The organism is Paenibacillus sp. J5 (assembly GCF_054955055.1).
Map to the genome: position 1 here is coordinate 271,462 of NZ_JBUEDD010000006.1, position 26,340 is coordinate 297,801.

Consider the following 26,340-nt stretch of genomic DNA (forward strand, 5'->3'; position numbering starts at 1 on the left):
AGTGCAATGAGCAATGACGTATTGATGGACCCGAATGTGGTGCTCGCAGGAGATTCAACCAAGAAGGTTGCCTACAAGAGAGATCCTAACAATGTGGTGACCCAACTGTTTGCGGCGCAACTGCCAGCGATCTTCAATGGTTTTTTCAATGTGCATATGTCCAAGGGCATTATGATCGTCCCGCATTGGCATCCCAATGCGAATGAGATGGTCTACATGATTAGCGGCGAGGCAACCAGTGCGGTATTTAATCCCTTCACGCGCAAGCTGATGGTCTATAAGCTCAAGCCAGGTCAAGTATCGCTGCTGCCTAAGGGCTGGTTTCACTGGATTATTGCGGATACGGATGATGCGCATATGCTGACCATCTTCGATGTGCCGACGCCCGATGTGGTGCTGGGTGCGGATTTCCTGAGCTTTATGCCCAAGGAGGTCGCACAGCGCGCCTATTGCATCGACGCGGAGGATTATGCGAAGGCGGTGGCGCCGATCAAGGAAGCGCTGCTGCTGGGGCCGCCTCCAGGCTGCCAGCTAATGGCCAAGGAGGAGAATACAGCGAATAAGGCGGCCAACAAGGAGCCGAATATGCCGCGAGAGCCTTACGGATGGGACTATGCCCAGGCGGGCTATGCAGGAGGCGTATACCCTCCAGGCATGCAACCGCAGCAGACGATGGCGCAGGCTGGTTATATCCCGCATGGTTACCCGTATCCGGTGCAACGACCAGGCCAGGGGGCAATACCGGGCGCCGGCTATGGGAACGGACAGCCATTGCAGGCCGGTTCGCCCTATGTCTATGGCTCAGGCCCGTCTCCAACAGGAGAGTCGACGGCAGGTTATTCTCACCACGCACCCTCGCCATTTTATCCCGGCTTCTAAGCATCGGCATACCCATAGCTCCATCACGCAGCGGAGCACCGCGCAAGCTCCAGCGCGCGGTGCCTCGCTGCGTGATGGCGTTCGGACTTACAGCAAGCCCGCCTATTCGCGATGAATGGCGGGCTTGCTCGCTTGGGCTTCTGTGCAGCAGGGGGCGAAAAGGTGGTGAAAGATGCCCCTGAGCGAGTGTAAGACACACCCTAGCACTCTCTATTTCTCTGTCATGAGATTCAGGTCTGTTGCCAGCTTGTCCAGCTCCAGGAAGCTGTCCTTAATCTCATTGATCCGCTCATCCTGGGTCGTCATGCTGGCGACCATCTCCTCGACGGCTGCCATGTTTTGTTCTGTTCGTAAGGAAAGCGACTGCATCTCCTCAGAAATTCGCACATATTGGTGCTGAAGATCATTGGCCGCGGTCTCGACTTGAATAGACTGCGCGTCCATCTGGCTGGCATTGCCGGATAAGGTCTGCATAGCAACCGTCACCTTCTGCGCCGCATCGCGGCTCTCCAGAATCGTTCCTCGCCCCTGGATGACCTGCTCGGCAGCCAGATCGGTCTTCATGCGGATGCTCTCCAATATACGGGTAATTTGCTCGGTTGACTTCTGAGAGGAATCTGCCAGCTTGCGGATTTCGCCCGATACGACAGCGAACCCGGCCCCCTGCTCGCCTGCGCGAGCCGCTTCGATCGCAGCATTCAGCGCAAGCAACTGTGTCTGTGCTGTAATTTCCTGAATGGCAATCACAATGTCGCGTATGTGCTGATTCTCCTCGTTCAGTTGCTTCATCAGCTCTGCAGATTGCTCAATCATGCGCTGAGCGGAATTCATCTTGGCGGTGAGTTCCTCCACCTCGCGATTGCCGCTACCCGTCAGAAGAACAGCGTTGTCAGCTAAGTCTCTCATCTCTGTCGAGCGGGTAGCCAGATGATGGACGGCGTGCTCGACGACCTGAATCGACCCGCCAATATCCGAGATGCTGTCCGTCTGGGTCTCGATGCTTGTCGAGATCTCCTCGAAAGCAGCAGTAACCTCTTGAGATATAGCGCTGGTAGAGGTCACATTGGCCTTGAGGCGGCTGCTGAAATCATTCAGTGAACGGAGCGATTGTGTAATCCGGCTGATGATGTCCTGGGCGCGGCTATTCTCGCTGATCGCCTTGGCCTGCTCCTGGGCAGCCTCCATCTGCAGATGCTGGCTGAATCTGGAGGCGGTGAGCAGCGGCGCTGCGATCATCATCAAGTACAGCATAATGGTAATCGGACTGTTGTTGCCAAAAACCGCCTCGTTATAGGGACTTACAAATAAATACAACGTCAATGCAGTACCAATCAAGGTCGCGAACAATTGTGCCCTATAATGATGATAGAGCGTCATAATGGCCAGATTGACAAATACGAGAAAGTAGGTCGTAATGATCGGCGCCGTGACGATCAATAGCACCGTCAGGACGGTAATGACAATCGGTATAAAATACATGACATACCCTTCCAGAGAACGGCGGTACATCATAAAGGTCGGGCCGGCACAGCAAAATAAGCCGACGAGGGCAAGAATAATAATGGCATCGGTTTCAGCGCCGGTCATAAAGCCTACGCCGATACCGAGCAGCAGCATCCCCCAGATTATAATGACAAGCAAGCGATTGCGACGGAACAGCGTTCCAGCATGATTCATGGTGATCATCCTTCCAAATGTCGGCTTTAATGTATAGTATAGATCGGGACGCAAACACACGATAAAGATACCATATATATACATATACGTAAACAACAAATGGAACTAAAGTCGCATATGTCCCAGCTTCCATTCACCTCTTCGACAATAAGATGGATAGATCGACCTTTGACTATGAACCCAAGAGCCATGCCGGCTGTCGATTAGTGTTAGATCGCGTCCGTTTGTTTCAACCGCCGTATGGCCAGGAAGGAGAACAACAGAGTGAACAGGCTGGCCATCACGGTGAAGCCGCTCAGCTCTGCCATGCTCAAGCTTTGCTGATTCAAGACACCCATCCCGATCGTCAGGAGCGAATAGGGAAAGAGCAGACCCACCTTGGCGATGTAGAAGCCTAGCCCAGCTAAAACAGCGCATAGCGCGATGCCCACCGGCACAGCAAAGCTGCGAATACGCAGAGAGAGCATCAATTGGGCAGCTCCGATGACGACCGACGCCATCCATCCGCGCATGATCCAGCCGAAGAGCTCCGGCGGCGGGGGCAAGCTAAGGCCGAAGGCCAGGCCCGCTGCGAGATAGAGCAGTGCCATGAGCGCTTGTACGGCAGCAGCCAGCAGGCTGATGACAACCAGCTTGGCCATGAACAGAACAGTAATCGACACGGGTACGGTCAGCATCCTATTCCAGTTGCGATTCATATGCTCCAGCCTGCACAGATAGGCGCAGCAGATAGCAATAAGCAGCGGCAGGAAAAATTCACCATAGAACAGGCTGACCTGCGTCCAGAGGCTGTACCAGCCATTAGTGAGCACCGTGCGGTTAAAATAATAATTGGCGCAGCCAATCAGCAGGCTGAACAGCGGCAAGGCTGCCAGCACCAGCCATAGCCCGGAGCGGCGCAGCTTCAGCCATTCGGCGGCAATACATGATAGGAGCAAGTGGATTCCCTCCTTAATATTCCTGGCGGGAAGCGTGGCGGCTCCCGGCTAGATAGATAATGATCGCCATCAGCAGTACAACTGCGGGCAACGCGACCCCGGCAGTCTGCAGCTCATAGATAACGCTGCCGCTGTCATACACCGTCTTGATTGGCGACAGCTCGGTATAGTAGGCCCAAGGTAGAATGCGGCGAATGGCTGCCGGGAAGAAGCCGGCTGTCATGCCGGCAAAGCCGCCCAGCATGCCTAAGCATAAGGCGAACGACTGATTGGGAAGCCGGGTGGAGAGCCATAGCTGGGCCGCTGTGACTGCAAGCTGGGTGAGAGCCGTGCCCCCGGCCAGAGCGGTCAGCAGCGCGACGGGCGGCGGTCCATCTAGCCGGCTCACGATGCCGAAGACAGCAAGTGCTGCCGCCTGCAGCACCGTATAGACCAGCAGGAGAAGATTGGCGCAGATGAATTTGGCCAGATAGAGGGAGCTGCTCTTGACGGAGGCCGCAGCGAGAAGGCTCCATGTATTCCCCTTATGCTCCATATCGCACAGACGAGAGACGACGACAGCGCACAGAATAGGCAGGAACAGCCCGTTCAGGGAGGCGGCCAGGACGAGTAGATTGTCCCAGGGTGCGCTGTCGCCATGGCGCGCCATGTAGATGCTCATGGAGAGAAACATCCAGGCCAGCTCTGCCCCCATGAACAGGAGCAGCATCAGCAGGATTCGCTTGCGGCGAAGCTTATAGGCCTCGAGCCCCAACAGCTTCATCATAATGAGCGCTCCCCTCCGGTCAGCTCAAGGAACAGCTCCTCCAGGCTACGCCCATGCTCCTCAAGGCGGATGACAGGGAAGCCGTTCTCTACCAGCATCCGGTTCAGCCCGGCAGCCAGATCGTCGGCGAGCAGCTTGATGTACAAGCGTCCGTTCCGTATCTCCGGGAATATCCCCTTGGATTGGAGCAATCGGTAGGCAGCATTCAGATGCTCTGTCTTGATCGAGAGCTGTGGCTGGCCCATCGCGCGCAGCTCCTCCATGCTGCCCTGAAATAACAGCTCCCCATGGTGAATAATGCCGACAGAGGTAGCGATCTGTTCGATCTCCGATAGCAGATGGCTCGATAGGAGCACGGTCATGCCATAGCGACCAGGGAGCGACTTGATCAGCTCCCGAATCTCTCCGATTCCTGCGGGGTCGAGCCCGTTCGTCGGTTCATCGAGGATAAGCAGCTTCGGCGCGGCAAGCAGTGCCATGGCGATACCGAGCCGCTGCTTCATGCCGAGCGAATAATGGTCAACCCGCTTGTGCTGATGCTGCTCCAGGCGAACGGTGCGCAGCGCTTCGCTGATCTGCTTGGCAGCTACCCCGCGCAGCCGCTGCATCACCCGCATATTTTCCAGTCCGGTCAAATGTCCGTAGTAGGAGGGCGACTCGATCAGAGAACCAATGCGGCTCAGAATCGGTTGGCGATGCTTCGCCAGCTCCTGGCCAAAGATTGTAATCTGGCCGCTGGTGGGCTTGGCGAGGCCGAGCAGCATTTTGAGCGTGGTCGATTTGCCAGCTCCATTGGGTCCCAGAAACCCGTAGATTTCTCCTTCTCCAACCCGCAGATTCAGGTCGCGCACCCGATAGCCGCCTGTCGCTGCTTTGGTCAACCGGGCGGTGGATACGATGGTGTCATTCCCCACGAAAGCTCACTCCTTTCATTCGCAGCTCCCGCTTGGCAGGCGGAAGGGCAGCGCCCTGGGATCGATTTCGAGAGCTGCATGAATGCAGTATAGAGACTCAAGCTTGCTGGAGGCTGAAGCCTAGCTTACACCAACCTTAAATTGGCGCTTGGCTGCCACTGTGCGAGTTGGAGTGGGCATTGCTCATGTATAATAGGGGACAGGTGATGGATATGGACATGTTAAAGGACAAAAAAATACTCGTTGTCGATGATGAGCCGCCTCTTCGCCAGATGCTGGATGCCTTGTTGCGCAAGGAAGGATTCTATCGCATCTATATGGCTCAGGATGGGGCGTCGGCTCTGGCTTGCATACGGACGGACAAGCCGGAGCTGGTTATTCTGGATGTGATGCTTCCAGACATGGACGGCTTCGAGCTGTTGGCGGCAATTCGCCGCTTCTCCAGCGTGCCGGTGCTGTACCTGTCAGCCAGGGGAGAGGATGAGGATCGCCTTCTGGGGCTTGGCCTGGGGGCGGATGATTACATGGTCAAGCCCTTCTTGCCCAGGGAATTGCTCCTGCGTGTAATGGCGATCATGAAGCGGGTCTATGCTCCAGTCGTTGCGGAGAGCCTGCCGAGTTTTATATTGGGGGCATGCAGCGTCGATCTGGAGCAGGCAACCATCCAGCGGGAAGGAAGCGAGCTCTCGCTCACACCCAAGGAGCGGGGCCTGCTGTTGAAGCTCTATGAGAATCGGGGCAGGATTGTGACCACCGATGCGCTGTGCCAGGCTGTATGGGGCGATGATGCATATAGCTATGAGAATACACTGATGGTGCATATTCGTCGCATTCGCGAGAAGATCGAGCGGGACGCGTCCAGCCCGCAGCATCTGCTGACCGTGCGCGGCCTGGGCTACAAGCTGATTGTGAAGGAGACATCGTAATGGAGGGTGTTGTCCGTATCTTGAGGCGCTTTATGAGCATGACGCTGCTCATGTTCGCTCTGCTGCTGGTGGTGAATATCGCTCTGCTGGCAGGGTTGATCTTTAAGAATATGAATCAAAGGCCGTCGCAGGACGAAGTGGTGCGCCGTGTGGCAGCGGATATTTGCAATGAGGCAGACGAGAACATGAAATGCGGCTCTATAACAGAGGATTTGACGGCGATAGGAGAGAAACAGGAGGGCAGCCAAGCCGGGGAAAAGGCAGCGACGGCTTCCCTCTACTGGCTAGGAGCGAAGGGGAAGCGGCTGCTGGAGGAGCATGGGGCGTGGATGATGCTGCTGGGCAGCGACGGGCAGGTTGTGGCGAACTATGAACTGCCGGATGACATTCCGCGCAGCTACGGTGTGCTGGATGCTGTCCGTTTCTCCCGCCATTATCTGCTGGATTACCCTGTGTCTAGCTGGCAGCGTGGCGAGCTGCTGACCATAGTCGGTTATCCTAAGACGAGCGTGGCAAAGTACCAGCTTGCTCTGCCTGTGGAATGGGTCAGCACGCTGCCGCAGCGGGCGTTGCTGCTGCTACTTAGCAATGTGCTGATCGGGTTGCTGCTGGCGCTGCTGATCGGCATGCGCATGCTCAAGGCGATTCGCCCGCTCGCTCGCGGCATCCTTGCGTTATCGAGGGAGGAGCCTGTACATGTGGAGCCTAAGGGCGTGCTTGGCGACCTGGCGCAGAGCATCAACAGCGTATCAGAGAAGCTGCAGGCCAGCAGCCTGGCGCTGAAGCAGCGGGATGAAGCAAGGTCCAACTGGATCGCAGGCATCTCGCATGACATTCGCACACCGCTGTCGATGGTGCTCGGCTATGCAAGCGAGCTGGAGGAGCATGACGAAGTGCCTGCTGAGCAGCGTCAGCAGGCCGGGATTATTCGCCAGCAAGGCGAGAAGCTTCGTCATCTGGTCAGTGACCTCAATCTCGTCTCGATGCTGGAGTATGAGATGCAGCCGCTCCATATCAAGACGCTGCGACTGTCTGCCCTGGCACGTCTGGCGGCATCCGACCTGCTGAATCATGGGCTGGACGCCCGCTTTTCACTTTCACTTCGGGAGATGGACGAGCGTGTCCGTGTCCAGGGAGATGAACGGCTGCTGCTGCGGGCGATCTCCAATCTGCTGAATAACAGCATCCGCCACAACCCGCAGGGCTGCGAGCTGTTTCTTACTGTCTGCAAGAAGCAGGACCTTCCTGGCCGCTGTGAGCTGATTGTGGAGGATAGCGGCCGGGGGGTCCCGGAGGAGGAGCTGCCCAAGCTGCTCGACCTGCCCTACTCCTCGGCGCGCCGTCGTCTGGCCGCGGGCGGGCATGGACTGGGACTTCCGATGGTTGCCCGCATCGCCTGGGCGCATCAGGGAAGGCTGGAGCTGTTGCCCCGCAGCGGAGGCGGGCTGATCGCTAGGCTGGAGCTTCCGTGCGAGGAATGACGAACGTTACGGAGGTTCCTTCCCCAGGCTTGCTCTGAATGGCCAACCCCCGGCCGTATAGCTGAGTCAGCCTTCGGTTCGTATTGAGCAGGCCAATCCCGCCTGCTCCCCGCTGGGATGGGTCCAGCAGATGCAACGCATACTCCGGCTCCATGCCCTTGCCGTTATCCCGCACCTCAACGCGTACTCCTTCCTCCGTCCTCGTCATCTTGATCACCACGGTACCGCCGCGAGCCTGCTGCAGCAGACCGTGCTTGACGGCATTCTCCACCAATGGCTGAATGCAGAGCGGCGGAAGCATCAGCTCAAGGTCCGGCTCCACCTGCCAGATGACGCTGAGCCGATCCTCGAACCGCTCTTGCTCGATATACAGGTACGCTTCCACCAGCTCCAGCTCATGCGAGAGCGGCACGAGCTGCTCGGAGTTCAGAAAATCAAAGCTAATGCGCAGATAGGCAATCAGTGCTTCGCCCAGGGATCGCATCCTCTCTGGGTCCAGGTCGCTTAGAGCGAGGAGTGCGTTCAACGTATTAAACAAAAAATGCGGCTGTATCTGAGCCTGCAGGTAAGCAGCCTCCATACGGAGACTGTCGCTGACCGACTGCTTCAGCGAGGTCAGCGCCCAGACCCGGTATTTCAGCTCCAGTGCATCGACAGGCTTGGCGACGTAATCATTGGCCCCGGCAAGGAAACCGGTATAGATGTCTTCGGGAGCGCTGCGAGCGGTCAGCAGCAGCACGGGCAACTCGGATAACGTATAGTGCTCCCGTACCTGTCTAGTCAGCTCATAACCCGACATATACGGCATCATCACATCGGAGATCAGCAAGTCCCAGCGTCTTGTATGCAGCAGCTCCAGCGCTTCCTTGCCCGAGAGCACGGTATGGATAGAATACTGGGGGCCAGATAGAATGCTGGCGAGTACCTGCAGGTTAACCGCATCATCGTCCACAGCCAGAATATGCACGTTGCCCGCGGCAATCATCGGCTTGGAATGGGCCATCGGCTGCCATACCTCCGAGTGACTCCCCGTATCCCGTGAATTCGTGAGGCTCTGCGCAGACGACTTGGCAATTGCAGCAACCGTATCTGTCCTATTGGGCGCATCCGAACGGGAGGGATCGTAGAGCGGCAACTGGAACGAGAAGGAGGAGCCTTCTCCAGGCTTGGAGATGACGCCGATGCTCCCGCCATGCAGCTCCACTAACTGCTTGCATATGCTTAGACCCAGCCCGATGCCGCTGCTATTGCCCAGATGCTCATCCCCTTGCTCATACGGAGTAAATATTCTGCGTTGTGTTTCCTCATCCATCCCCGTCCCTGTATCGGTGACAGTGATGATCGCCTGCCCCATCTGAATCTCCGCCGCGATGGTGATGGTGCCTTGCTCCGTGAATTTGATCGCATTATGTACCAGATTAATTAAGATTTGCATCAGCCGCTTCTCATCCGCATAGACAGGCGGCATCTTGTCGGATAGGTTCAACTGCAGCCGCACTGACTTGCTGCGTACCATGAACTGCAGCATATCGACGACGCCGGAGGCGATGGATTGCAGTTGCAGCGGCTCGCGTTGCAATACGATCTGTTGATCCTTCAAGAGTACCATGTCAAGCAGATCATTCACCAGATGCGACATTCTGCGGCCAATGGTCAGCAGCAGATCAAGGTCCTGAGCGCTCTTCTTGCTCAAGGTCTGCTGCTCGTTGGCGGCGATCGTCTGCGCGATGCTGAGCATCCCATGCAGCGGCGTGCGCAATTCATGCGATGTGTTGGCGAGGAATTGATCCTTCAGCTTATCTGCCTGCTGCAGTTGCTCGGTGAGCTTGGCGTTCTCCTCTGTGTTGCGGAAGTAGCGTTTGAACCAGTAGGAGGAGAAACCGATGAGCGCTCCAATGATGTCGAGCGGATAGTAGGTGGGATAGAGTTTAAGGATGCCGGTAATAACCCCCCAAGAAATGCTCGACACGATGCTGGTTGAGGCGATCAGCAGGAAGATGACATCCTCCCGATTGCTCCGCAGCATGGAAGCGATGCGATAGAGAACCCACAGCGTAGGCAGCAGGTACAGCAGCAGCAGAGGTCGGAAGGTATCATTGGCGTACATCACAGCATTAATCGGGCTAGCCAACAGGAACAACGTATAGAGACAGAGCGCAGCGGCGTACATCCGAAAGCCGATGCCGGTGGTTCTCGTCGCGGAGAAGCTCCGGGTCAACAGCACCATGAAGAAAGCTACCCACAAGTACGCTAAAAAGCGGAACTTGAGGCTCCATGTATAGTTGAGCGACAGCCAGAGGCGCAGCAAGGAATCATCATCGGATACGATGGTTAGCCCCGCGAAAAACAGCAGCAGAAAAAAGACCAGAAACACTTTATTTCGCGAATTAAGCAAATATAAAATGCCGGCATACAGGGCGTGGAGCATCAAAATGACATAGGCAATCATCTGAAAACCGATCGAGTACATGCGTTCAAAATCGACGGCCGCCTCGGTGCCAAAGCGAATCGATTCAATAATACCGCCCTTGGTAGGGGAATCGAAGTTGGCTACGCGAATAATCAGCTCCACCTCTTCTGCACCCTCAGAATCAAAGCGATCCGTATAGGAGCGGTTATCCGGCATATAGCTCTGCTCGTCCGCAGTGATGCGGCCAATCGGTGACATGGTCACTCCGTTGATCTCGAGCACTGAAGCCGCTTCGATCCGTTGTACCCAGATGCGGTAGGCTGGATGAATCGGCTCGCCCAGCAATATCCGCAGTCTGTAGGTGCCATAGCCGTAATGATCCGTTGAGCCAGCAGGCAACGCTTCCTTCCAGGTTCCCGGTACGCTGATCAGTACCGGCTCGCCCCCTTGTCCCGCACGGATGCTGTCCCGGTCGAGCAACTGGCTAGGATAGAATTCCCATTGACCATTGAGGTAGATTGTATTTTGATTATCGAATTTCCAGTGGCGCACATCCAGAACGCCATTCTCGGCTATAGGCTGGTCTCCTACCGCATTGTCCATATACCATACAACGCGCAGGCCAAACAAAACGATGATAAACAGCGCAAGGAACATCCAGGTTTTATAGTGGGAGAGTAATCGTTGTGAATTCATGCGTACATAGTTCGACATTCTACTTCAAATTCCTCTATAGGCTTGCAGGACTGCAACAGCGAGCAGTAGCAGTAACGGATGAGGGGGAGACAAAGTAACGAGGATTCGGCTCTGTCCAGATCAGCAGGGGCAGGAGGGATGATGGCCATGGCATAGAAGACAGCCGGGGAGCCGGCCTGATCAGGCCGGCCGGGACTCTCTGGCGATCCTGATCAGGCCTTGATGTCGATGGAAGGAGAGCTGTTGGGCAGTGGAGGCTTGGTCTGCCCATCGGCCTCCTGTTGTTGGAGTGAGGCAGGGGTCAGTTCTGAGCCTTCGCCTGGCACAGGAACGCCATGCGTGAGCATGCTGCCCTCTGGCGTGGTCGTCATCTCGGACTCTACGGCATTGACTGGAGCGCTGGCATCCCCGTGAGAGAGGCTGACCAAGCTGTCTCCACGGCTGGCTCCTGTGCTAGCGGCATCGTCTTCTGATTCGGCTGCTGCCGCGGCCCGCTTATGCCCTTCAGCCGCATGCCGGTTCTGCTCCTCGGTGGCCTTGGCGAGCTCCTTCTGAGCCTCATACGCCTTGGCGGCAACTTTAGGGGCGAAGGCATCGCGCTCCTCTTGTGTCGGCAATCGGGATTGAACGCCGCGCAATGTCTCGGCCTCGCTCAACGATTGGGTGGCTTTCATCAAATTTTTCGCTTGCATCGAAAATTGCACCTGCTCTGGCTCGGCATGTTCTCGCGCTTCACGCTCCAGCTTCTCTGCCATCTTGCGCTGCGCTTCCTCCAGCTCCTTCTGGCGCTCCTTCATGGCCTGCTGGCTCAACTGTGTCTGCAGCTCGGAGATTTGAGCCTCCAGCTCCTTGATCTTCTCTGCCTTGGCCTTAGCCTCCTTCTTGCTCTCCTTGACATTGGCAATCTGCTTTTGCAGCTCCAGTATCTGTCGCTCCAGCGCAGAATGCTGACCGGATTGCCCGCCGGACGGTGCACTAGGGCTGACCGGTGAGATGGGTTGGATTTTCATAGATAATTCCTCCTTCCATAGTCAATCTTTACTTCTTTTATCGGCTGAATAGACGGAATATGTTAGCATTCATTCCCTATCATCACCAGAAAATGCTTGACAAATTTTCTTGCTTCCCCTTAATATGGGGGTAACATGAATGAGAGGGGGCTGAACGATATGCTGGCACGTTATATGACGCTGAATCTAACTTCATACTGTATCCTAGCAATCATCGGCCCCGAGCGGGCGACATGATCAATCGAGGCTGAGACTCTATGAGTCGAGGCTGATATAGTTGTGTATTACGCAACGCCGCGGTTTACGAAAGACCGCGGGAGGTCATGCCATGGACGATGAGTCTATGGCTTTTTTTGATTTTAGTCCTATCTATGCGAAATAAGGTAATAGCCAGCTCAGACGTATATAGACGTCTGGCTTGCTTAACGAGGAAGGAACGATATATTGATGTCTATGAATTACATTCATGAGGTGAAGCTTCCGGCTGGTGACTTGCAGGTCTATGCAGGCGCGAAGCTGTTTCAATCCTTAGATTATAAGATTTTCGAGATGGCCAATAACAATCTGCAAATTCCGAACATTCAATTTATGAGCTATACACCGGATGTCCATGTAGGCGTAGGAACCTGCATCGGCACGACAGCGGTATGGAGCTGCGAGGATGGCTATGTGTCGCCATCGATCGTCGGCAGCGACATCGGATGCGGCATGCGTGTTCAACTGACGAATCTGCATAGCCGCGACCTGCAGGACGTCAACGTGCGGCGCAAGCTGGTGCGGGCGATCGAGAAGCTGCTGCCGATGGAGTCGCATCCGCGCGGGCATTTCTCGGATATTCGCCTGGAGCATGTGGTAACGAAGGGGCTGCATGGCCTGCCAGGCAAATACATCCCGGACAGCTACACGCCGAAAAGGTCGACCTCGCTCACTCATGTGGAATCCAGCCGGTTTGCCTTCGATGAATCGGTATTGAGTACGATGCCTGAGCAGGCGATCCACCGCGCTCACCGTCAGTTGGGAACGTTGGGCGGGGGCAATCATTTCGTAGAAATTCAGGCAATTGAGATTGCTGAGCCGCAGCGGTCGATAGCTGAGGCGTGGGGACTGTATGATGGTCAGATCGCCGTCATGATTCATTCGGGCTCGCGCGCCTGGGGAGCGGCGGTCAACCAGCAGTGCACCGAGCCGATGAGACGGACGATGGGACGGCTCGGGCTGGGGACGGCTGACCCGAAGCTGGTGTTCGCGCCGCTTGACCATCCTGACGGAGAGCGATATGTGAATCTGATGTACTCGGCGCTGAATTATGCGGTCGTCAATCGCCACCTGATCGGCTATGCGGTGCGTGAAGCGTTCCGCAGTGTGCTGGGCACAGGCTGTGAGATGCGGACGCTGTATGATCTGATGCATAACTATGCATGGGAAGAGCGCACCCGAGGCGGAAGAGTGTTTGTCCATCGCAAGGGAGCGACCAGGGCGCTACCACCCGGCCACCCGGATAATCCGAAGCCCTATATGGCGACCGGTCATCCGGCGCTGATTCCCGGCTCGATGGGCACGTCCTCCTATCTGATGGTCGGGCGCCCCCAGGGCGAGGACAATTATTACTCAATCTGCCATGGAGCAGGCCGCATCCGGTCGCGCTCGGCGACGAAGCAACTGGTGAGCGTACAGGAGTTTGAACGGGCTCTGAAGGTAGGCAGCGCGGACGAAATTGTCGTGAATCAGCGGTCACTGGCCTCGATTATCGATGAGTCGCCGCAAGCCTATAAGAACGTGGATGATATTATTGAGAGTGTTACGGGAGCAGGGCTGGCGGATGTGGTTGCCCAGTGCAAGCCGCTTGCCGCAGTGAAAGGAGCCAGATAATATTTTGGAGAACAAGGCAGTTAACGAAGTGAAGATAGCGATGGAGCAGGCTCAGCAGAAGATCGTCAGGACAGCAGCAGTAGGGACGGAGCAAGGCGAGGGGCTGGAGCAGGAGGGGAGAACTCGCACTGGGCATGAACAGCATACTGCCGTGCAGGAGCCGGAGCGCTTAGGAGAGTCTCGGCGCGAGCGAAAGCATGCTGAGGCTGTAGAGGGAGGGAACCGGCCGGGAGCGGCGCCGGTTATCTACCGCTATGAGCAGCAAGAGGCTCATCGGATCGACAGGTATGAGCTGGTGGCGCGGGTGATTGAGGGGATCTCGCAGACGCTGCTGCGGCATTGCGGTGTGCGATATGAGCTGTATTCGAGCGGCGATCCCAATATGGAATACTGGAAGCTGCTGGAGGAGGATGTGCGCAGGCAAGACAGCGGCGTGGAGCATGTGGCCCGCATCTTCGATATGCTGGAGGAAAAAACCTTCGAGTACGAGGACGATCGCACTGAGCCGCAGTACAGCGTCCACCGTGCTGTCCACAATAATGTATTCGTCTATCCGAAGTGGGGGGTAGCGCTGGCGCGCGTCCCTGTCTTCCGCGAGCATGGCATTGGCAGCGATGACTATGTGTTCGCCGTGTCGGACGACAAGCTGCGGGACTTCCTCGCCAACGTGCGGGTACGGCAGCGGGAGCAGAATATGCGCCAGGTCACGGTGTTCACGGACACTCGGCATGGCATCTCGACCGATCTTGAGCCGATTACGCGGGGAGTCGGGCGGGACGAGGTCGTCCTGAAGAGTGAGCTGAAGAAGGAAATCTTCCGTTCGCTGGATCAGTTTTTTGCGGCGGATCGCAGCTTCTACCGCACGTATGATATTCCGTACAAGCGGGGCATTCTGCTCTATGGGCAGCCGGGCAATGGCAAGACGACGCTCGTCAAATCGATCGCAGGCAGCGTGCCGGGACCGGTCGCTTATTGGCAGATTACGGAGCATACGAGCAGCGAGTCCGTGGAGGAAGTGTTCAAGTCGGCGGTGCGGCTGGCGCCGATGGTGCTGGTCATTGAGGACATCGACTCGATGCCGCAGGAGGTGCGCTCCTACTTCCTCAACACACTGGATGGAGCCACCTCGAAGGAGGGCATCTTCCTGATCGGCACGACCAACTACCCGGAGAAGATCGATCCGGGGTTAATGAACCGTGCTGGCCGCTTCGATCGCGCGTATGAGATCGGGCTGCCGGATCAGGAGCTGCGGGAGCAGTATCTGCGTCAGCGCGGCTTCGGACAATTCGCAGGCGAGGAGGGGCTTGCCGAGGCGGCGCAGTTGACTCGCGACTTCAGCCTGGCCCAGCTTAGCGAGCTGTATGTATCAGCGGCGCTGGAATGGCATGAGGGTGAGCCGGTTCAGGTGGATCAGCTCGTGCATGAGATGAAGGAAGAGCTGGACAAGGGCCGCAAGGGAGCCTGGCTCAAGTCGGATCAGCGGCTCGGATTCTACTGAGCCGGCAGCATGACTCTCAGGAAGCTCATATGCGCTGACTGCTGCTATTTCAGGGCAAAGCCCGTTGATGAGGGTTGTTGCTGGATGTAAGCTACAAGCATGAGGCATGAGTACGGCAGCCGATGAGAGCTTGGCGAGCAGGATAACGAAACGTAAACACGCGATGTGCTGTAGATATGGTTTGGAGACCATGATATGCAGCATAGGGCGTGTTTGTTTTTTTATGGAACTGCGCTCTGGGGATGAACTGATATAGGGCCTCAAGCTCAGTGGTGTGGCAGGCTGCTTGAAATACAGGTGTTTACGGATAAGTGTAGGGCCATGTAATCAAATTTAAAGGAAGGGCGTAGTGCCTGAATACCGTTTTCAATAAAAAGTGTTGAAATTTGCTTGATTTCGGTTAAAAGTAGGAGGAGCGGGCGTGGAAACCTTGGCACTCCGCTATATTACATTACGCTAGAGATAGAGAGGACTAAGACTGTGAACAAAACCAAACCAAACCTATTGAGAACATTGGCAGTGATTATAGCGGCGATGCTGTTGATTGCGGGCTGCAGCGGCAAGGCAGAGGACACCCAGGGCGCTGCGGCAAATAACGGGTCAAAGACCGGTCAGGCTGAGCAACAGAATACCGAATCGAATACAGCGTCCCCAAAGCAGGAGGAGAAGGAAGAGAAGCCTGCGGAAGAAGAAGCGAAGACAGAGCAGCCTGCACAGGGAGACTGGCACACCCTCGTTAATGAGGAGGGGAGCCTGAGCCTTTCGGTACCTAAGGAGTGGGCGGAGCTACAGCTAAGTCCGGTTGCCACCATCCAGGCGGGGAAGCTGGAGAGCGAGGACTATGCGATGGTAGTGTCGGAGCCGAAGGATACCTTCTCCGGAGATTTCACGTTGAAGGAATACTATGAGCGAGTGACAGAGAATATGAAGGGGACGATTCAGAACGGGACATTCGGGGAGCCGAAGGAGGTTACTGTGAATGGCCGACAGGGGATACAGTTCGAATTGCAGGGCGAGATTGAGAAGATCAAAATTGCCTATGTGATCACTCTCGTTGAAACAAGCAATAGCTTCAATCAGGTCTTGTTCTGGACGCTGCAAAACCGCATGGATGAGAAACGTGCAACCTATCTGGAGTCCATCGACACATTCAAGGAAATTTAATCGATTATTGGAAAATAAGAAAAAGGCGTATTCCGGTTAACATTCCCGGAGTACGCCTTTTCCTTGAATTTACGGGGGAAGCCGAGTATTTGCCCTAAAAAATATAGGGTGATATACCGATAGTTATAGTATAAAAAAACAGATGAGAAACGGCCGGAGGGAGGGCGAGGTTATAGGCAGGGCCGGCATAGAGAAGCTGTTCAATTCTGAAATGCAGATAGGATGATGTATAGGCATGGGTACCAAACTATTAGCCCCATTCACAGCAGTGATTTCCCGCCTTCGTTATGCCCAGAAGTTTATTCTGGTGAGCGTGCTGTTTTGTATTCCGCTTGTATTCCTGTTTACCATCTGGCTGATGGATGTCAATAACCGGATTCAGGTTTCTGAACGAGAGCATGTTGGAACCGAGTATCTGAAGGAGACTGTGCCGCTGATTCTGGATGTCCAGAAGCTTCAAGGGGTGTCTCAGCAGTTGCTGGCGGGCAATGAGAGCTTGCGAGAGAAGCAGGAGAGCCTCACGAAGGAGATTGATGCGTCAATCACTGCGATCACTGCGCTGCAGCAGCAGAAGGCGTTGGAAGGGATGGATGATTCGTGGAAGTCGATCGTTCTATCCTGGCAGTCAATCACGAGCAGTCGCGACAGTCTGTCTGCCGACCAGAGCCGCACCCGCTACGAGACGCTGCTTGATGACCTGCTGCAATACATGCTCCTTGTCGCTGATCAATCAGGCTTGTCGCTGGATACGCAGATTGATTCGATTTATATGGTCTTTGTTCTCACTCAAGAATTTCCGGATATTATAAAAGCATCGAACACCCTCCAAGCTACGGGTCATGATGTGCTGACTAATAAGCGGCTGACGGATACGGAGCGGGTGGAGCTAAGCGTAGCCAGGGAAAATCTGATTGCAGCCGATCAGGCCATGCAGCGTTCGTTATCTAACGCATATACGTACAACCCGGAGCTAACGGATGTACTGAAGGGGGCAGGCGACAAGAGCTCTAGTGTCATTGCTAGTCTGACGAACAAGGTGAATGAGGCGATTCTGTACACGTCCGAGATCAAGTCATCCTCGGCTGTCTATTATGAAGAGAGCGTGACCTTCATTGGACAGCTAACCGAGTTCTCCTTGCTGCTCCCCAATCAACTGAATCATATGCTGGGCGAACGTGAGATCGTGCTTGTGAGCTACCGCAATACACTGGTCGGCATTACACTATTCTGTCTGCTGCTGGTCGCTCTGTTCTATGTGGCGTTCTACCGTAATGTTAAACTGACGGTCAAGCAGTTGCAGGAGCAAGCGCAAGCTATGGCGAACGGTGATTTCTCGCGGACGCTTGTGCTGAGCACCCGAGATGAGCTGAAGCAGGTGGGCGACTCCTTCACCGTGATGGGGGATTCATTGAATGACCTGCTGAGGCGGAACCAGGAGGTGGCTGAGCAGGTGGCGGCCTCGGCTCAGGAACTGACAGCCGTGTCGGAGGAATCGACGATGGCGATGCAGCAGGTCTCCGGCTCCATCCAGGGCGTCTCGGAGGGCACGGAGGTGCAGAGCCAGGCAGCCAGAGAGACCGCTACGGTGATGAACGAGATGGCGGGCGGCATTAACCGGATCGCCGAGGCGGTATCTGAGGCAGCCGAGATGGCTGTCAAAGCCTCCCAGAGCGCGAGGGAGGGAGAGAGTGAGCTGGAAGGTGTAGTCGGCCAGATGAATACAATTAAAGCCTCGGCCGTTCAATCCGAGGAGATTGTTACAAGGCTGGACGAGAATTCGACCAGGATCGGGCAGATCGTAACGGCCATTATGGACATTGCACGCCAGACGCGGCTGTTAGCCTTGAATGCCAATATTGAAGCAGCCCGTGCGGGCGAGCATGGCCGCGGCTTTGCAGTTGTCGCTCAGGAGGTCGGCAAGCTGGCGGATCAGACCAGACATTCGGTGCAGACAATCTCCGAGCTGATAGAGGACATTCGATCTATGGTGCAGGAGACGGTACAGTCGATGCAGCAGATGAATTCGGAGACGGAGCAGGGGCTGCAAGCCATTAGTCGGGCTTCGGAGACGCTGGGTGTGATGATCGAGGCTGTACGGCAGGTGAATGATCAGATTCAGGAGGTTTCGGCGGCCTCGGAGCAGATCTCTGCGGGGATGGAGGAAGTGACCAGCGCGATCGGCGAAGTCGCCGATATATCGACGCGCACGTCGTCCGAATCCGAGTCGATGGCAGCCGCTGCTGAGCAGCAGTTGGCCTCCATGGAGGAGATTCACAATTCGGCGCAGGGACTAGGCATGATAGCTCAGCAGCTTCAGGACGATCTGGGACGATTCGTGCTGAAGGGAAAGGGCTGAGCCGTAGCTTTACCGTTGCCATAGGCTGAAGGCCAGGCTGGTTATAGCATATCGGGCAAGCATGGACGGAGACTGAGTAAGCCGTCCGGCACAGGTGGTTCATTCTCCTGTGTCGGACGGCTTTTTGTTAGGGCGTGTCTGAACACTCTGAACGGATCAGATCTGGCCGAATTTTCGTTCCAGGCAAGGCGCTTTTTCGCAGGCGTACCGGGGGTACGTCAAGAAAAGGCAACGCAGCATGGGGCGGAAAGGTGGGAAGAGATGCCCTTGAACGGGTTTTCAGACACGACCTAGGTGCTCTGCAAGCTGCTTATTCGGCCCATCTATCTATGGCTGGCGCGAAGCTGCCGTGAAGGGGCGACGTGTCAGCAGAAGCAGCAGTGCGAGCAGGAGGATAGCGGCCGCAGCGATCAGTGCCGCCCAGTACACAACAGGCGGTCCCTCCTGCTGCCTCACGGCAATCCCGACAAATGCCCAGGTGAACACGAGCATATATGCCGGATCATGGAAGGTAAAGCCGATTACGATGGCCAGCAGCGTACCGATGATCAGGAGGATGACAGTCCAGGCTTCACCGGATAGGCCGAAGCCATCCCAGCCTTTATCATATAGCCATACCGTGATGTTGACGATGGTGGCGACGCTGATCCAGCCCATATAGATGGAGAAGGGCAGATAGACACATAGCTTCTCTCCGGTTGTGGGGGGCTGGGTGGAGCGGCGAATTCGGGTGTAGATAGCGATAAGGCTAAGCAGCAGGGCGAGCATGATGGTTACCGATGCCGTCACATATTCATAATGCCATGCGAATATCCAGGCGATGTTCAACATCCCGTTTAGGATGAACCATGGTCCGATTAGCTCAACAGTGTCGCGGCTGCGGGTTGGCTTGCGCCACTGGTACACGATGAAGGCTGCCAGCAGCAGATAGATCAGACTCCAGATCGAGAAGACATAGCCAGCGGGAGTAATCATCACGGGGTAGCGTGCAGACAGCTCGCCAGTTGTCAGCCCATTAATCGGGAGTAGCTGTGCGAGCGCATTGACGGCGATCACAGCAGCGAATACCAAGGCATTGGCATAGCGATAAGGGTTATTGTTCATGCGATTTTGTCTCCTTTTGCGCACCATTTTTGGGCTGAATACCAGCCTTCCACTAACACCTTCACCTAAACGATCTCCAATTAAACATCACTTGCAACAAAGCCGAGCTAACAGGCAGCCCTGCAGCCGTTACCACAAGTATATATGTGCAGTGCGTCTGGAATATGAATGGTTGGCTTGAGACTCAAGGAATAAGACGGTGGAAGGGGAAAGGCAAGAGCAGACGCCTGTTAGGGGCCTCTGCTCCATGCTGGAGTTTATAGGAGGATGCAAGCTTTATCGGTGGCTTCAGCCTGTGGTGCTATGGCTTGGCTCGCTGAATAATGGTGTCGATGAGCCCATAGTCTAGTGCGGCCTGGGCATTCATGAAGTAATCGCGGTCGGAATCACGCTCTACCTTCTGAACAGGCTGGCCGGTACGCTCGGACAGAATAAGATTGATCTTCTCGCGCGTCTTCAAGATCCAGTCGGCATGAATCATAATATCGGCAGCCTGACCTTGGGCACCGCCTAGTGGCTGGTGGATCATAATTTCACTGTTAGGCAGTGCGCAGCGCTTGCCTTTGGTTCCGCCAGCGAGCAGGAACGCGCCGAAGCTGGCGGCCAGTCCTGTGCAGATCGTAGATACATCCGGCTGTATATGCTGCATCGTATCGTAGATGGCAAATCCCGCTGTCACCGAGCCGCCGGGGCAGTTAATGTACATCTGAACATCTCTCTCGGGGTCATCAGCAGCGAGAAACAGCAGTTGAGCCACGATGGAATTCGCCATCTCATCCTGTATCTGCCCGCTTACCATAATGATTCGGTCCTTCAGCAGCCGGGAATAAATATCATAGCTTCGTTCGCCTTTGCTGCTTTGCTCGACAACGTAGGGCATCAGATTCATGAGGCTTCTCCTCCTGGACAGTTGCAGAATATGGTCAGAGAACCAATGTACGATGGGTTCGCAAGCTCCAGCTAGCCGCGGTTATGCCGCCAGTCTGGACTTCGGTACAACTGATCTGCGGACTCTGTGGGCGTAAATCGCAGCCTGGCCGAGCAGCACCGCCATATCCGGCTGCGGATGGTTCATCAGCCTGGCAATGAGCGATACGTCCTCTACCTGCAGTGCCCGGCAATAAGCGAGTACGAGCATTGCCTCTTCATGATGCTCAGTGACATTGCTCTCCTCCCAAGGGGCTTCCTCTGTTATCCGTATGCTCTTAGCCAGCGCGCCTCGGGCGCGGTGCAGCGCTGCCTTGACAGCGCCCTCTGTCGTGCTTAGCAACGCCGCAGTCTCCGGGGCTGTCAGTCCTATGCAATCACGCAGCAAAAATATGGTACGCTGTACAGGAGATAGTGTCCTCACCAGCAGCCTCACGGCCGTCTCCACGCTGTGGGGAGCATCTGTTGGCTCCTGCGATGTGGGAATGAAGCCGGACATCATTAACGGCGCGACGTTCTGCTCATAATGACACTGACGGCGAACAAGGTCAGTCCAGCGGTTTTTGGCAATCCGCTTGAGATAGGCCATCGGTTGAGGATGGTTCTCCCCACCCTCAGGCCGCCTCAGCGCCCGTACCCAGGCGTCATGAGCCAGGTCTTCGGCTTCCTCCTTGGATCTTGTTAATCTTCGGCAAAAGCTCAGCAATTCCTTATACAGTACGGCAGAACGCAATGGCTCTATTGTGTTCCATGCTAGGTCACGCTTATATGGGGTTATTGTCATCCACGATTCCTCCGCCCTTGGGGCTGCACTGCGAGCGATCCGGCTATGGCCAGCCGAACGATTGCGGCACCCGTATTCATCGGTCTCTATAGTATACAACGAATACACGGGCATAAAGGATACGCTGGCTGAGCATGGCACCGTAACTGGCAGCGCCAGTTGAACGCGCACCCTCTTATGTATCCCGCCCTCTTATCTGCTCCATGACAAGCCATCCCCGCTCATCCAGCGCTCCAATCGCCCCTCTTCGCTCTCCATCCGCAACCAGCGCTCCAACTGCTCATTTTCGCTCTCCATCCGCGACCAGCGCTCCAACTGCCGCTCTTCGCTCTCCATCCGCAACCAGTGCTCCAATTGCCCCTCTTCGCTCTCCATCCGCAACCAGCGCTCCAACTGCTCATTTTCGCTCTCCATCCGCAACCAGCGCTCCAACTGCCCATTTTCGCTCTCCATCCGCAACCAGCGCTCCAACTGCCCCTCTTCGCTCTCCATCCGCAACCAGCGCTCCAACTGCCCCTCTTCGCTCTCCATCCGCATCCAGCGCTCCAATCGCCATTTTCGCTCTCCAACGTTTCCATCGCTATTCGACATGCTCTCCCTCACTACGGGTGCGAATTTTGTCAGATTGCTGCATCGATTTCATGTCTGCTATTCGACAAGCTCTCTCCTGAGCATTCGACATGATCTCTCATGAGCCTGATGCTGGAGGTCGGTGCATAATGACCGGCGATAAGAAGGCTGTCCGCCTGCTAAGAGAAGCCAGAGGCCGGGAACGCCAATAGCCCTGGGCATCATACATGCCCAGAGCTGAAGCGGACGGCGTGGCCGTGAGCAGCGGGGAGCGCACGGCTTGGCATAGACAGTGAAGCAGCGAGATCGCGGAGTCGATCTGTCAGGTCTGCTGCGAGATTTGACTCCAGAACTGCTGCAGATTTTCCAGCGCCCGCTGCTGATGCTCAGGATTATTATAGCCGCGGAACACGCCTTCCACATGCAGGATCAGATAAAGGTACAGATCATATCGCAGCATGCGCTCCCGCTCGGCAGTTGTCTGTGGATGGAGGCCATAGCCCTGCAGGAAAGCGGGAGAGCTCTCGAATGGACGGAAGTAGTATTCCATCAGAGGGTCTCCCCAGAAGGCCCGCTCACAATCGATGAGTCCGCTGATGCTGCCTGTCTGCTCATCGACAAACACATTGCCATTCCACAGATCCCAGTGCACCAGAGAAGGTGTCTGCACCTCCGCCATCGCTTCCCTGCCATCGACAAAATATTGCCGCAGCGTCTCGATAGGCGCCGGAAGTTCGACAGCAGCATCCGCGCAATCTTGCAAGGCATCCTCCGCCATCATCATAAATGCGCTATGCCAGCTTGTGCTCTGTTTCTCCGGGAAGATGATGCTGCCGAAGGCCGGACCCTCCAGAGCATTGATACGGCGGTTCAGCGTTCCGAGCTGATGCTCGATCGCGGCTTGCTGTTCCTCGGTCAACTGGTCCTTGAGCTTGTGATATGGCTGGCCATTCAGATGCTCCATCAGGAAGTAGTCACTATCGATGATGTCCAGGCTGCGATCATACAGATAGATGACGGGGAAGGGGAGATTCGTCTGCTGCTTCAGCATGCGCATGACCTCAACCTCGACACGCATAATATCCTTCTCATGCCTCATCCGCGTCACGTTGTCTGGAGGAGCCACCTTCAATACGACACGTCTGCCGTCACTCAGCGACAGGGCATACGCCGAGCTGTAGAACCCTTCCTTCAGCTCATCATACGTGAGCAGAGAGATGCTGCCGAATGCCTTGGTTACGATCGAGGCGAGCTCTTCGTGGGTGAGCCAGCGCTTGGTGAGACTGTTCATTGAAGCCACCTCCGTTATTTTTTTAGAATGAGCACATCTCGGCCAGATAGCTCCACTTCTCCCTGTACAGTCTGCTGAGTGAGCATGTTCAGATAGCTGCCCTCTTGCAGCATAATCTTGGCAGACTCTGGACGGTGATTCATCAGAAACAGCAGCTCGTGCCCATCCTTCGCACGTACAGCCGCTTCCACACCTTCAGTCGCCTCGACAAGCGGGCGAATGCCTCTGTCTGCACACAGATTGCGCAGCAAGCCGCTGAGAAAGGCTTCGTCCGGGCTGGAGGCGATATAGTAGGCTTTACCCTGACCGAAGGTGTTGACCGTTACAGCAGGCATGCCCGCATAGAAATCAGTGCCGTAGGATGCGAGCACTTCTGCGCCCTCCGCATGGATAAGATCACACAGAATGCCGCATTCATAGCGCCCTTCAAGTGCACCCCATGACTGCTGGAGCACAATCTCATTCGTATGACCGGGCAGCAACGCATCGATTTCCTCCGCCCAGATGCCAAGCAGCCTGCGCAGCTCGCCAGGGTAGCCGCCTGTCGTGACCAGATCGTTCTCATTGACGATGCCGCTGAAGAAGGTGGTCAGGAAGACCCCCCCGGCGCTCACGTATTGCTCCAGCTTCGAGGCGTAGCCGGGCTTCACCATGTATAGCACGGGCGCGATTACCACATCATAGCCGGTCAGATCCTGCTCCACGCCAATCATGTCAACTTGAATATGTTGGTCAAATAAGGCCTTGTAGTATTTGTGCACTTCGGCCACGTAGTCGAGTGCAATGGACGGGCCGCTCGACAGTTGAATCGCCCATCGATTCTCCCAATCGAACACGATGGCCACCTTGGCAGGGACGCGAGCGTCCAGCAGTGAATCGCCCAGTGCCTCCAGCTCGGCTCCTAGCGCAGCACATTCTCTAAATACCCGGGTGTGCTCATGACCGACATGCTCGATGACAGCGCCGTGATACTTCTCGCATGCGCCAACGGAGCGGCGCAACTGGAAGAACATGACCGTATCGGCCCCGCGCGCCACACCCTGGTAGCTCCATAGGCGCATGACGCCGGGACGCTTCAAGGAGTTATAGGGCTGCCAGTTCTGCTGGCTCGGCGTCTGCTCCATAATCATGAATGGCTGCCCGGCCTTGAGGCCGCGCATCAGATCATGGGTCATGGCGGTCAGGCTGACGGGGGTATCCAGGGAGGGGTAGTTATCCCAGGAGACGACATCCAGATGCTGAGCCCATTTGAAATAATCCAGCTCCGGGTACAGTCCCATCAGATTGGTAGTCACCGGAATGTGCGGTGTCTGGGCCTTGAGCGCGTCATACTCGAGCTTGTAGCAGTCTAACAGACTGTCGGACTGAAAGCGGCGATAATCGAGTGAAATGCCCTGGAAATTGGTCCGGTTGCCGCTCCATTCCTCGCTTAGCTCGTTAGGCGGGACAATCTCCTCCCATTCGTAGAAGGTATGACCCCAGAAGCGGGTGTTCCATGCGCGGTTCACTGCCTCTAGCGAGCTGTAGCGCTGCTGCAGCCAGTTGCGGAATTGCACGGCGCATGCACTACAGTAGCAATAGCCGCCGTATTCGTTGGATACATGCCAGATGAGAAGTGCCGGGTGATGCTTGTAGCGCTCCGCCAGCCTCGCCGCCATCGCTTGTGAATAGCGGCGATACGTTGGACTGCTCGGACATGAATTATGGCGTCCGCCGAAGGCGCGCTTGCGACCCTGATAGTCGACGCGCAGCACATCCGGGTATTTGCGCGCCATCCAGGCCGGATGCGCACCGGTGCCGGTAGCAAGGCAGACGTAGATTCCGTTCTGATGCATTCTGTCCATCGTTGCGTCCAGGCCGCTGAAGTCATAGATGTCCTCGGCAGGCTGTGTCATAGCCCAGGAGAAAACGTTCAAGGTGACGACATCGATGCCGGCGAGCTTGAACATGCGGACATCCTCTGCCCGTTCCTCGGGGCCCCATTGCTCGGGATTATAGTCTCCGCCGTACCAGATTTTCGGTAATGCTGTGTTAATCATGGAATGAACACATCCTTATCCATATAGATTGAGATTGGGGTATAATTATATAGTCATATTGTAAGCCTTTTACAAAACGGTATAAATATAAAATTATCGACCTTCCATATAAAAATACGGAACACAAACAAGGAGGTATAGCGTATGACTCAGCTATGGCCGCATCGGCGGATTGCCTTCTCGCTGTCTGCCGAGCAGTCGTTGCCAATCATCGTCGAGAGCATCGGGCTGAATGACGATCAGGAGCCGATCAGCCGTCCAGAGGGGTTTCCTCTCTATCACTGGCTGCAGACGATGGAAGGGGAGGGGGAGCTGTCGCTTGGCGGGCACAGCATCCCGCTGCCGCAGCATAGCGGCATCCTGCTGCCGCCAGGAGTGCCGCACAGCTACGCGGCCTCCTCTGCGCGGTGGGAGACGATGTATCTTACCTTCGGCGGGATCGCCGCGCCAAGCATGCTGGCATCGCTCGGTATGCAGGAGGCGGCTTTCTTTCGCTGGGAACGGGATTCCATCTGTGGCACACTGCTGTTGTCGATGCTGGAGCGACTGGAATCAGTTGTCGATATGTTCGGCCTGGAGGCCTCCATCGATGCGTACCGATTCTTGGGCACCTTGAGCAAATTCGGGCGGCTGCACCAGAATACGTCGGTACAGCGCAATGTGGAGAAGCTACAGCCGCTTATTGAATGGATGGAGCAGCACTATGGGAATCCAGCTATTGGTCTTGATGATCTAGCGGCTGTTCTCGGCATATCGGGACGCTACCTAAGTACCTTGTTTAATCAGACCTTTGGCGTGTCGCCCTACGGATATTTGATTCATGTACGGCTACGCAAGGCGAAGGAACGGCTAATCGGGGGGAGCGCGTGCACCGTCGCCCGCATCGCAGGCGAAGTAGGCTTTCGGGATGTGAGCCACTTTGTCGCTACGTTTCGCAGGACAGTCGGCATGACGCCCGAGCAATTCCGCAATCTGCATTAGAGCTCAAGCAGTGCAGCGAGAATCTGAATATTGGTGCAGCAAGTATTAAGATATATTTAA

Annotated in this window: 20 protein-coding genes; 8 read left to right on the forward strand and 12 right to left on the reverse strand. The window is 55.7% G+C overall.

All coding sequences use genetic code 11. The features are described from left to right. Window positions 1-6: 6 nt before the first annotated feature. Entirely contained in the window at window positions 7-879 is an 873-nt protein-coding gene (locus tag ACY1JZ_RS13535) for a cupin domain-containing protein (protein ID WP_462629614.1), read from the forward strand. 210 nt (window positions 880-1,089) lie between these two features. Here ACY1JZ_RS13535 and ACY1JZ_RS13540 read toward each other — a convergent pair whose 3' ends face one another. The 4 genes from ACY1JZ_RS13540 to ACY1JZ_RS13555 form a co-directional block, all read right to left on the reverse strand. Next, window positions 1,090-2,556, reverse strand: coding sequence for a methyl-accepting chemotaxis protein (locus ACY1JZ_RS13540; RefSeq protein WP_462629615.1), 1,467 nt, complete (start codon window positions 2,554-2,556; stop codon window positions 1,090-1,092). A gap of 209 nt (window positions 2,557-2,765) precedes the next feature. Continuing rightward, window positions 2,766-3,494 carry an ABC transporter permease gene (locus ACY1JZ_RS13545; protein ID WP_462629616.1) on the reverse strand — a complete coding sequence of 243 codons (729 nt, stop codon included), beginning with the start codon at window positions 3,492-3,494 and terminating at the stop codon, window positions 2,766-2,768. A 13-nt stretch (window positions 3,495-3,507) separates the two neighbouring features. Next, window positions 3,508-4,260, reverse strand: a complete 753-nt coding sequence (locus ACY1JZ_RS13550; protein WP_462629617.1) for an ABC transporter permease — start codon at window positions 4,258-4,260, stop codon at window positions 3,508-3,510. Next, on the reverse strand, window positions 4,257-5,174 hold the full coding sequence (locus ACY1JZ_RS13555; protein WP_462629618.1) for an ABC transporter ATP-binding protein: 918 nt from the start codon (window positions 5,172-5,174) through the stop codon (window positions 4,257-4,259). Before ACY1JZ_RS13555 ends, ACY1JZ_RS13550 begins: the two co-directional genes overlap by 4 nt. Before the next feature lie 212 nt (window positions 5,175-5,386). Here ACY1JZ_RS13555 and ACY1JZ_RS13560 point away from each other — a divergent pair, with 212 nt between their 5' ends. Then, window positions 5,387-6,100 carry a response regulator transcription factor gene (locus tag ACY1JZ_RS13560; RefSeq protein WP_462629690.1) on the forward strand — a complete coding sequence of 238 codons (714 nt, stop codon included), beginning with the start codon at window positions 5,387-5,389 and terminating at the stop codon, window positions 6,098-6,100. Beyond that, the gene (locus ACY1JZ_RS13565) at window positions 6,100-7,581 is read left to right on the forward strand and encodes a sensor histidine kinase (protein WP_462629619.1); all 1,482 of its coding nucleotides are present in this window, start codon (window positions 6,100-6,102) and stop codon (window positions 7,579-7,581) included. Before ACY1JZ_RS13560 ends, ACY1JZ_RS13565 begins: the two co-directional genes overlap by 1 nt. Here the strand turns inward: ACY1JZ_RS13565 and ACY1JZ_RS13570 are convergent. Then, entirely contained in the window at window positions 7,553-10,705 is a 3,153-nt protein-coding gene (locus ACY1JZ_RS13570; RefSeq protein ID WP_462629620.1) for a hybrid sensor histidine kinase/response regulator, read from the reverse strand. The two genes, ACY1JZ_RS13565 and ACY1JZ_RS13570, sit on opposite strands and share 29 nt — an antisense overlap. A gap of 194 nt (window positions 10,706-10,899) precedes the next feature. Beyond that, window positions 10,900-11,697, reverse strand: coding sequence for a FlxA-like family protein (locus tag ACY1JZ_RS13575; protein ID WP_462629621.1), 798 nt, complete (start codon window positions 11,695-11,697; stop codon window positions 10,900-10,902). A gap of 447 nt (window positions 11,698-12,144) precedes the next feature. Between ACY1JZ_RS13575 and ACY1JZ_RS13580 the strand changes: the two genes are divergently transcribed. The 4 genes from ACY1JZ_RS13580 to ACY1JZ_RS13595 all read left to right on the forward strand — a co-directional run bounded on the left by ACY1JZ_RS13580 (window position 12,145) and on the right by ACY1JZ_RS13595 (window position 18,584). Beyond that, window positions 12,145-13,566 (forward strand): RtcB family protein, encoded by a 1,422-nt coding sequence (locus ACY1JZ_RS13580; RefSeq protein ID WP_462629691.1) that lies wholly within the window; start codon window positions 12,145-12,147, stop codon window positions 13,564-13,566. A gap of 4 nt (window positions 13,567-13,570) precedes the next feature. Continuing rightward, the gene (locus tag ACY1JZ_RS13585) at window positions 13,571-15,064 is read left to right on the forward strand and encodes an ATP-binding protein (protein ID WP_462629623.1); all 1,494 of its coding nucleotides are present in this window, start codon (window positions 13,571-13,573) and stop codon (window positions 15,062-15,064) included. Between the two features lie 480 nt (window positions 15,065-15,544). Next, a complete protein-coding gene (locus ACY1JZ_RS13590) occupies window positions 15,545-16,228 on the forward strand; it encodes a hypothetical protein (RefSeq protein ID WP_462629625.1) in 684 nt (227 codons plus the stop codon). A 235-nt stretch (window positions 16,229-16,463) separates the two neighbouring features. Then, window positions 16,464-18,584, forward strand: coding sequence for a methyl-accepting chemotaxis protein (locus tag ACY1JZ_RS13595; RefSeq protein WP_462629626.1), 2,121 nt, complete (start codon window positions 16,464-16,466; stop codon window positions 18,582-18,584). Window positions 18,585-18,911: 327 nt separating this feature from the next. Here ACY1JZ_RS13595 and ACY1JZ_RS13600 read toward each other — a convergent pair whose 3' ends face one another. The 6 genes from ACY1JZ_RS13600 to ACY1JZ_RS13625 all read right to left on the reverse strand — a co-directional run bounded on the left by ACY1JZ_RS13600 (window position 18,912) and on the right by ACY1JZ_RS13625 (window position 25,299). Further along, on the reverse strand, window positions 18,912-19,688 hold the full coding sequence (locus tag ACY1JZ_RS13600) for a TspO-related membrane protein (RefSeq protein ID WP_462629627.1): 777 nt from the start codon (window positions 19,686-19,688) through the stop codon (window positions 18,912-18,914). Between the two features lie 301 nt (window positions 19,689-19,989). Next, entirely contained in the window at window positions 19,990-20,577 is a 588-nt protein-coding gene (gene clpP, locus ACY1JZ_RS13605) for an ATP-dependent Clp endopeptidase proteolytic subunit ClpP (RefSeq protein ID WP_462629628.1), read from the reverse strand. 81 nt (window positions 20,578-20,658) lie between these two features. Next, a complete protein-coding gene (locus ACY1JZ_RS13610; protein ID WP_462629629.1) occupies window positions 20,659-21,570 on the reverse strand; it encodes an RNA polymerase sigma factor in 912 nt (303 codons plus the stop codon). A gap of 21 nt (window positions 21,571-21,591) precedes the next feature. Next, window positions 21,592-21,990: a hypothetical protein gene (locus tag ACY1JZ_RS13615; RefSeq protein WP_462629630.1), complete on the reverse strand. Its 399-nt coding sequence runs from the start codon at window positions 21,988-21,990 to the stop codon at window positions 21,592-21,594. Window positions 21,991-22,291: 301 nt separating this feature from the next. Beyond that, on the reverse strand, window positions 22,292-23,260 hold the full coding sequence (locus tag ACY1JZ_RS13620) for a phosphotransferase family protein (RefSeq protein ID WP_462629631.1): 969 nt from the start codon (window positions 23,258-23,260) through the stop codon (window positions 22,292-22,294). Window positions 23,261-23,274: 14 nt separating this feature from the next. Then, the gene (locus tag ACY1JZ_RS13625; protein ID WP_462629632.1) at window positions 23,275-25,299 is read right to left on the reverse strand and encodes a beta-galactosidase; all 2,025 of its coding nucleotides are present in this window, start codon (window positions 25,297-25,299) and stop codon (window positions 23,275-23,277) included. Window positions 25,300-25,443: 144 nt separating this feature from the next. On the opposite strand from ACY1JZ_RS13625, the gene ACY1JZ_RS13630 reads away from it, so the two are divergent. Beyond that, on the forward strand, window positions 25,444-26,280 hold the full coding sequence (locus tag ACY1JZ_RS13630) for an AraC family transcriptional regulator (protein WP_462629633.1): 837 nt from the start codon (window positions 25,444-25,446) through the stop codon (window positions 26,278-26,280). Window positions 26,281-26,340: the final 60 nt, after the last annotated feature.

Coding starts and splice junctions, on each gene's coding strand:
- ACY1JZ_RS13570 (WP_462629620.1), bottom strand. CDS start 10,705: ATGTCGAACTATGTACGCATGAATTCACAACGATTACTCTCCCACTAT.
- ACY1JZ_RS13565 (WP_462629619.1), top strand. CDS start 6,100: ATGGAGGGTGTTGTCCGTATCTTGAGGCGCTTTATGAGCATGACGCTG.
- ACY1JZ_RS13550 (WP_462629617.1), bottom strand. CDS start 4,260: ATGATGAAGCTGTTGGGGCTCGAGGCCTATAAGCTTCGCCGCAAGCGA.
- ACY1JZ_RS13560 (WP_462629690.1), top strand. CDS start 5,387: ATGGACATGTTAAAGGACAAAAAAATACTCGTTGTCGATGATGAGCCG.
- ACY1JZ_RS13625 (WP_462629632.1), bottom strand. CDS start 25,299: ATGATTAACACAGCATTACCGAAAATCTGGTACGGCGGAGACTATAAT.
- ACY1JZ_RS13535 (WP_462629614.1), top strand. CDS start 7: ATGAGCAATGACGTATTGATGGACCCGAATGTGGTGCTCGCAGGAGAT.
- ACY1JZ_RS13540 (WP_462629615.1), bottom strand. CDS start 2,556: ATGAATCATGCTGGAACGCTGTTCCGTCGCAATCGCTTGCTTGTCATT.
- ACY1JZ_RS13595 (WP_462629626.1), top strand. CDS start 16,464: ATGGGTACCAAACTATTAGCCCCATTCACAGCAGTGATTTCCCGCCTT.
- clpP (WP_462629628.1), bottom strand. CDS start 20,577: ATGAATCTGATGCCCTACGTTGTCGAGCAAAGCAGCAAAGGCGAACGA.
- ACY1JZ_RS13620 (WP_462629631.1), bottom strand. CDS start 23,260: ATGAACAGTCTCACCAAGCGCTGGCTCACCCACGAAGAGCTCGCCTCG.
- ACY1JZ_RS13580 (WP_462629691.1), top strand. CDS start 12,145: ATGTCTATGAATTACATTCATGAGGTGAAGCTTCCGGCTGGTGACTTG.
- ACY1JZ_RS13600 (WP_462629627.1), bottom strand. CDS start 19,688: ATGAACAATAACCCTTATCGCTATGCCAATGCCTTGGTATTCGCTGCT.
- ACY1JZ_RS13630 (WP_462629633.1), top strand. CDS start 25,444: ATGACTCAGCTATGGCCGCATCGGCGGATTGCCTTCTCGCTGTCTGCC.
- ACY1JZ_RS13575 (WP_462629621.1), bottom strand. CDS start 11,697: ATGAAAATCCAACCCATCTCACCGGTCAGCCCTAGTGCACCGTCCGGC.
- ACY1JZ_RS13615 (WP_462629630.1), bottom strand. CDS start 21,990: ATGTCGAATAGCGATGGAAACGTTGGAGAGCGAAAATGGCGATTGGAG.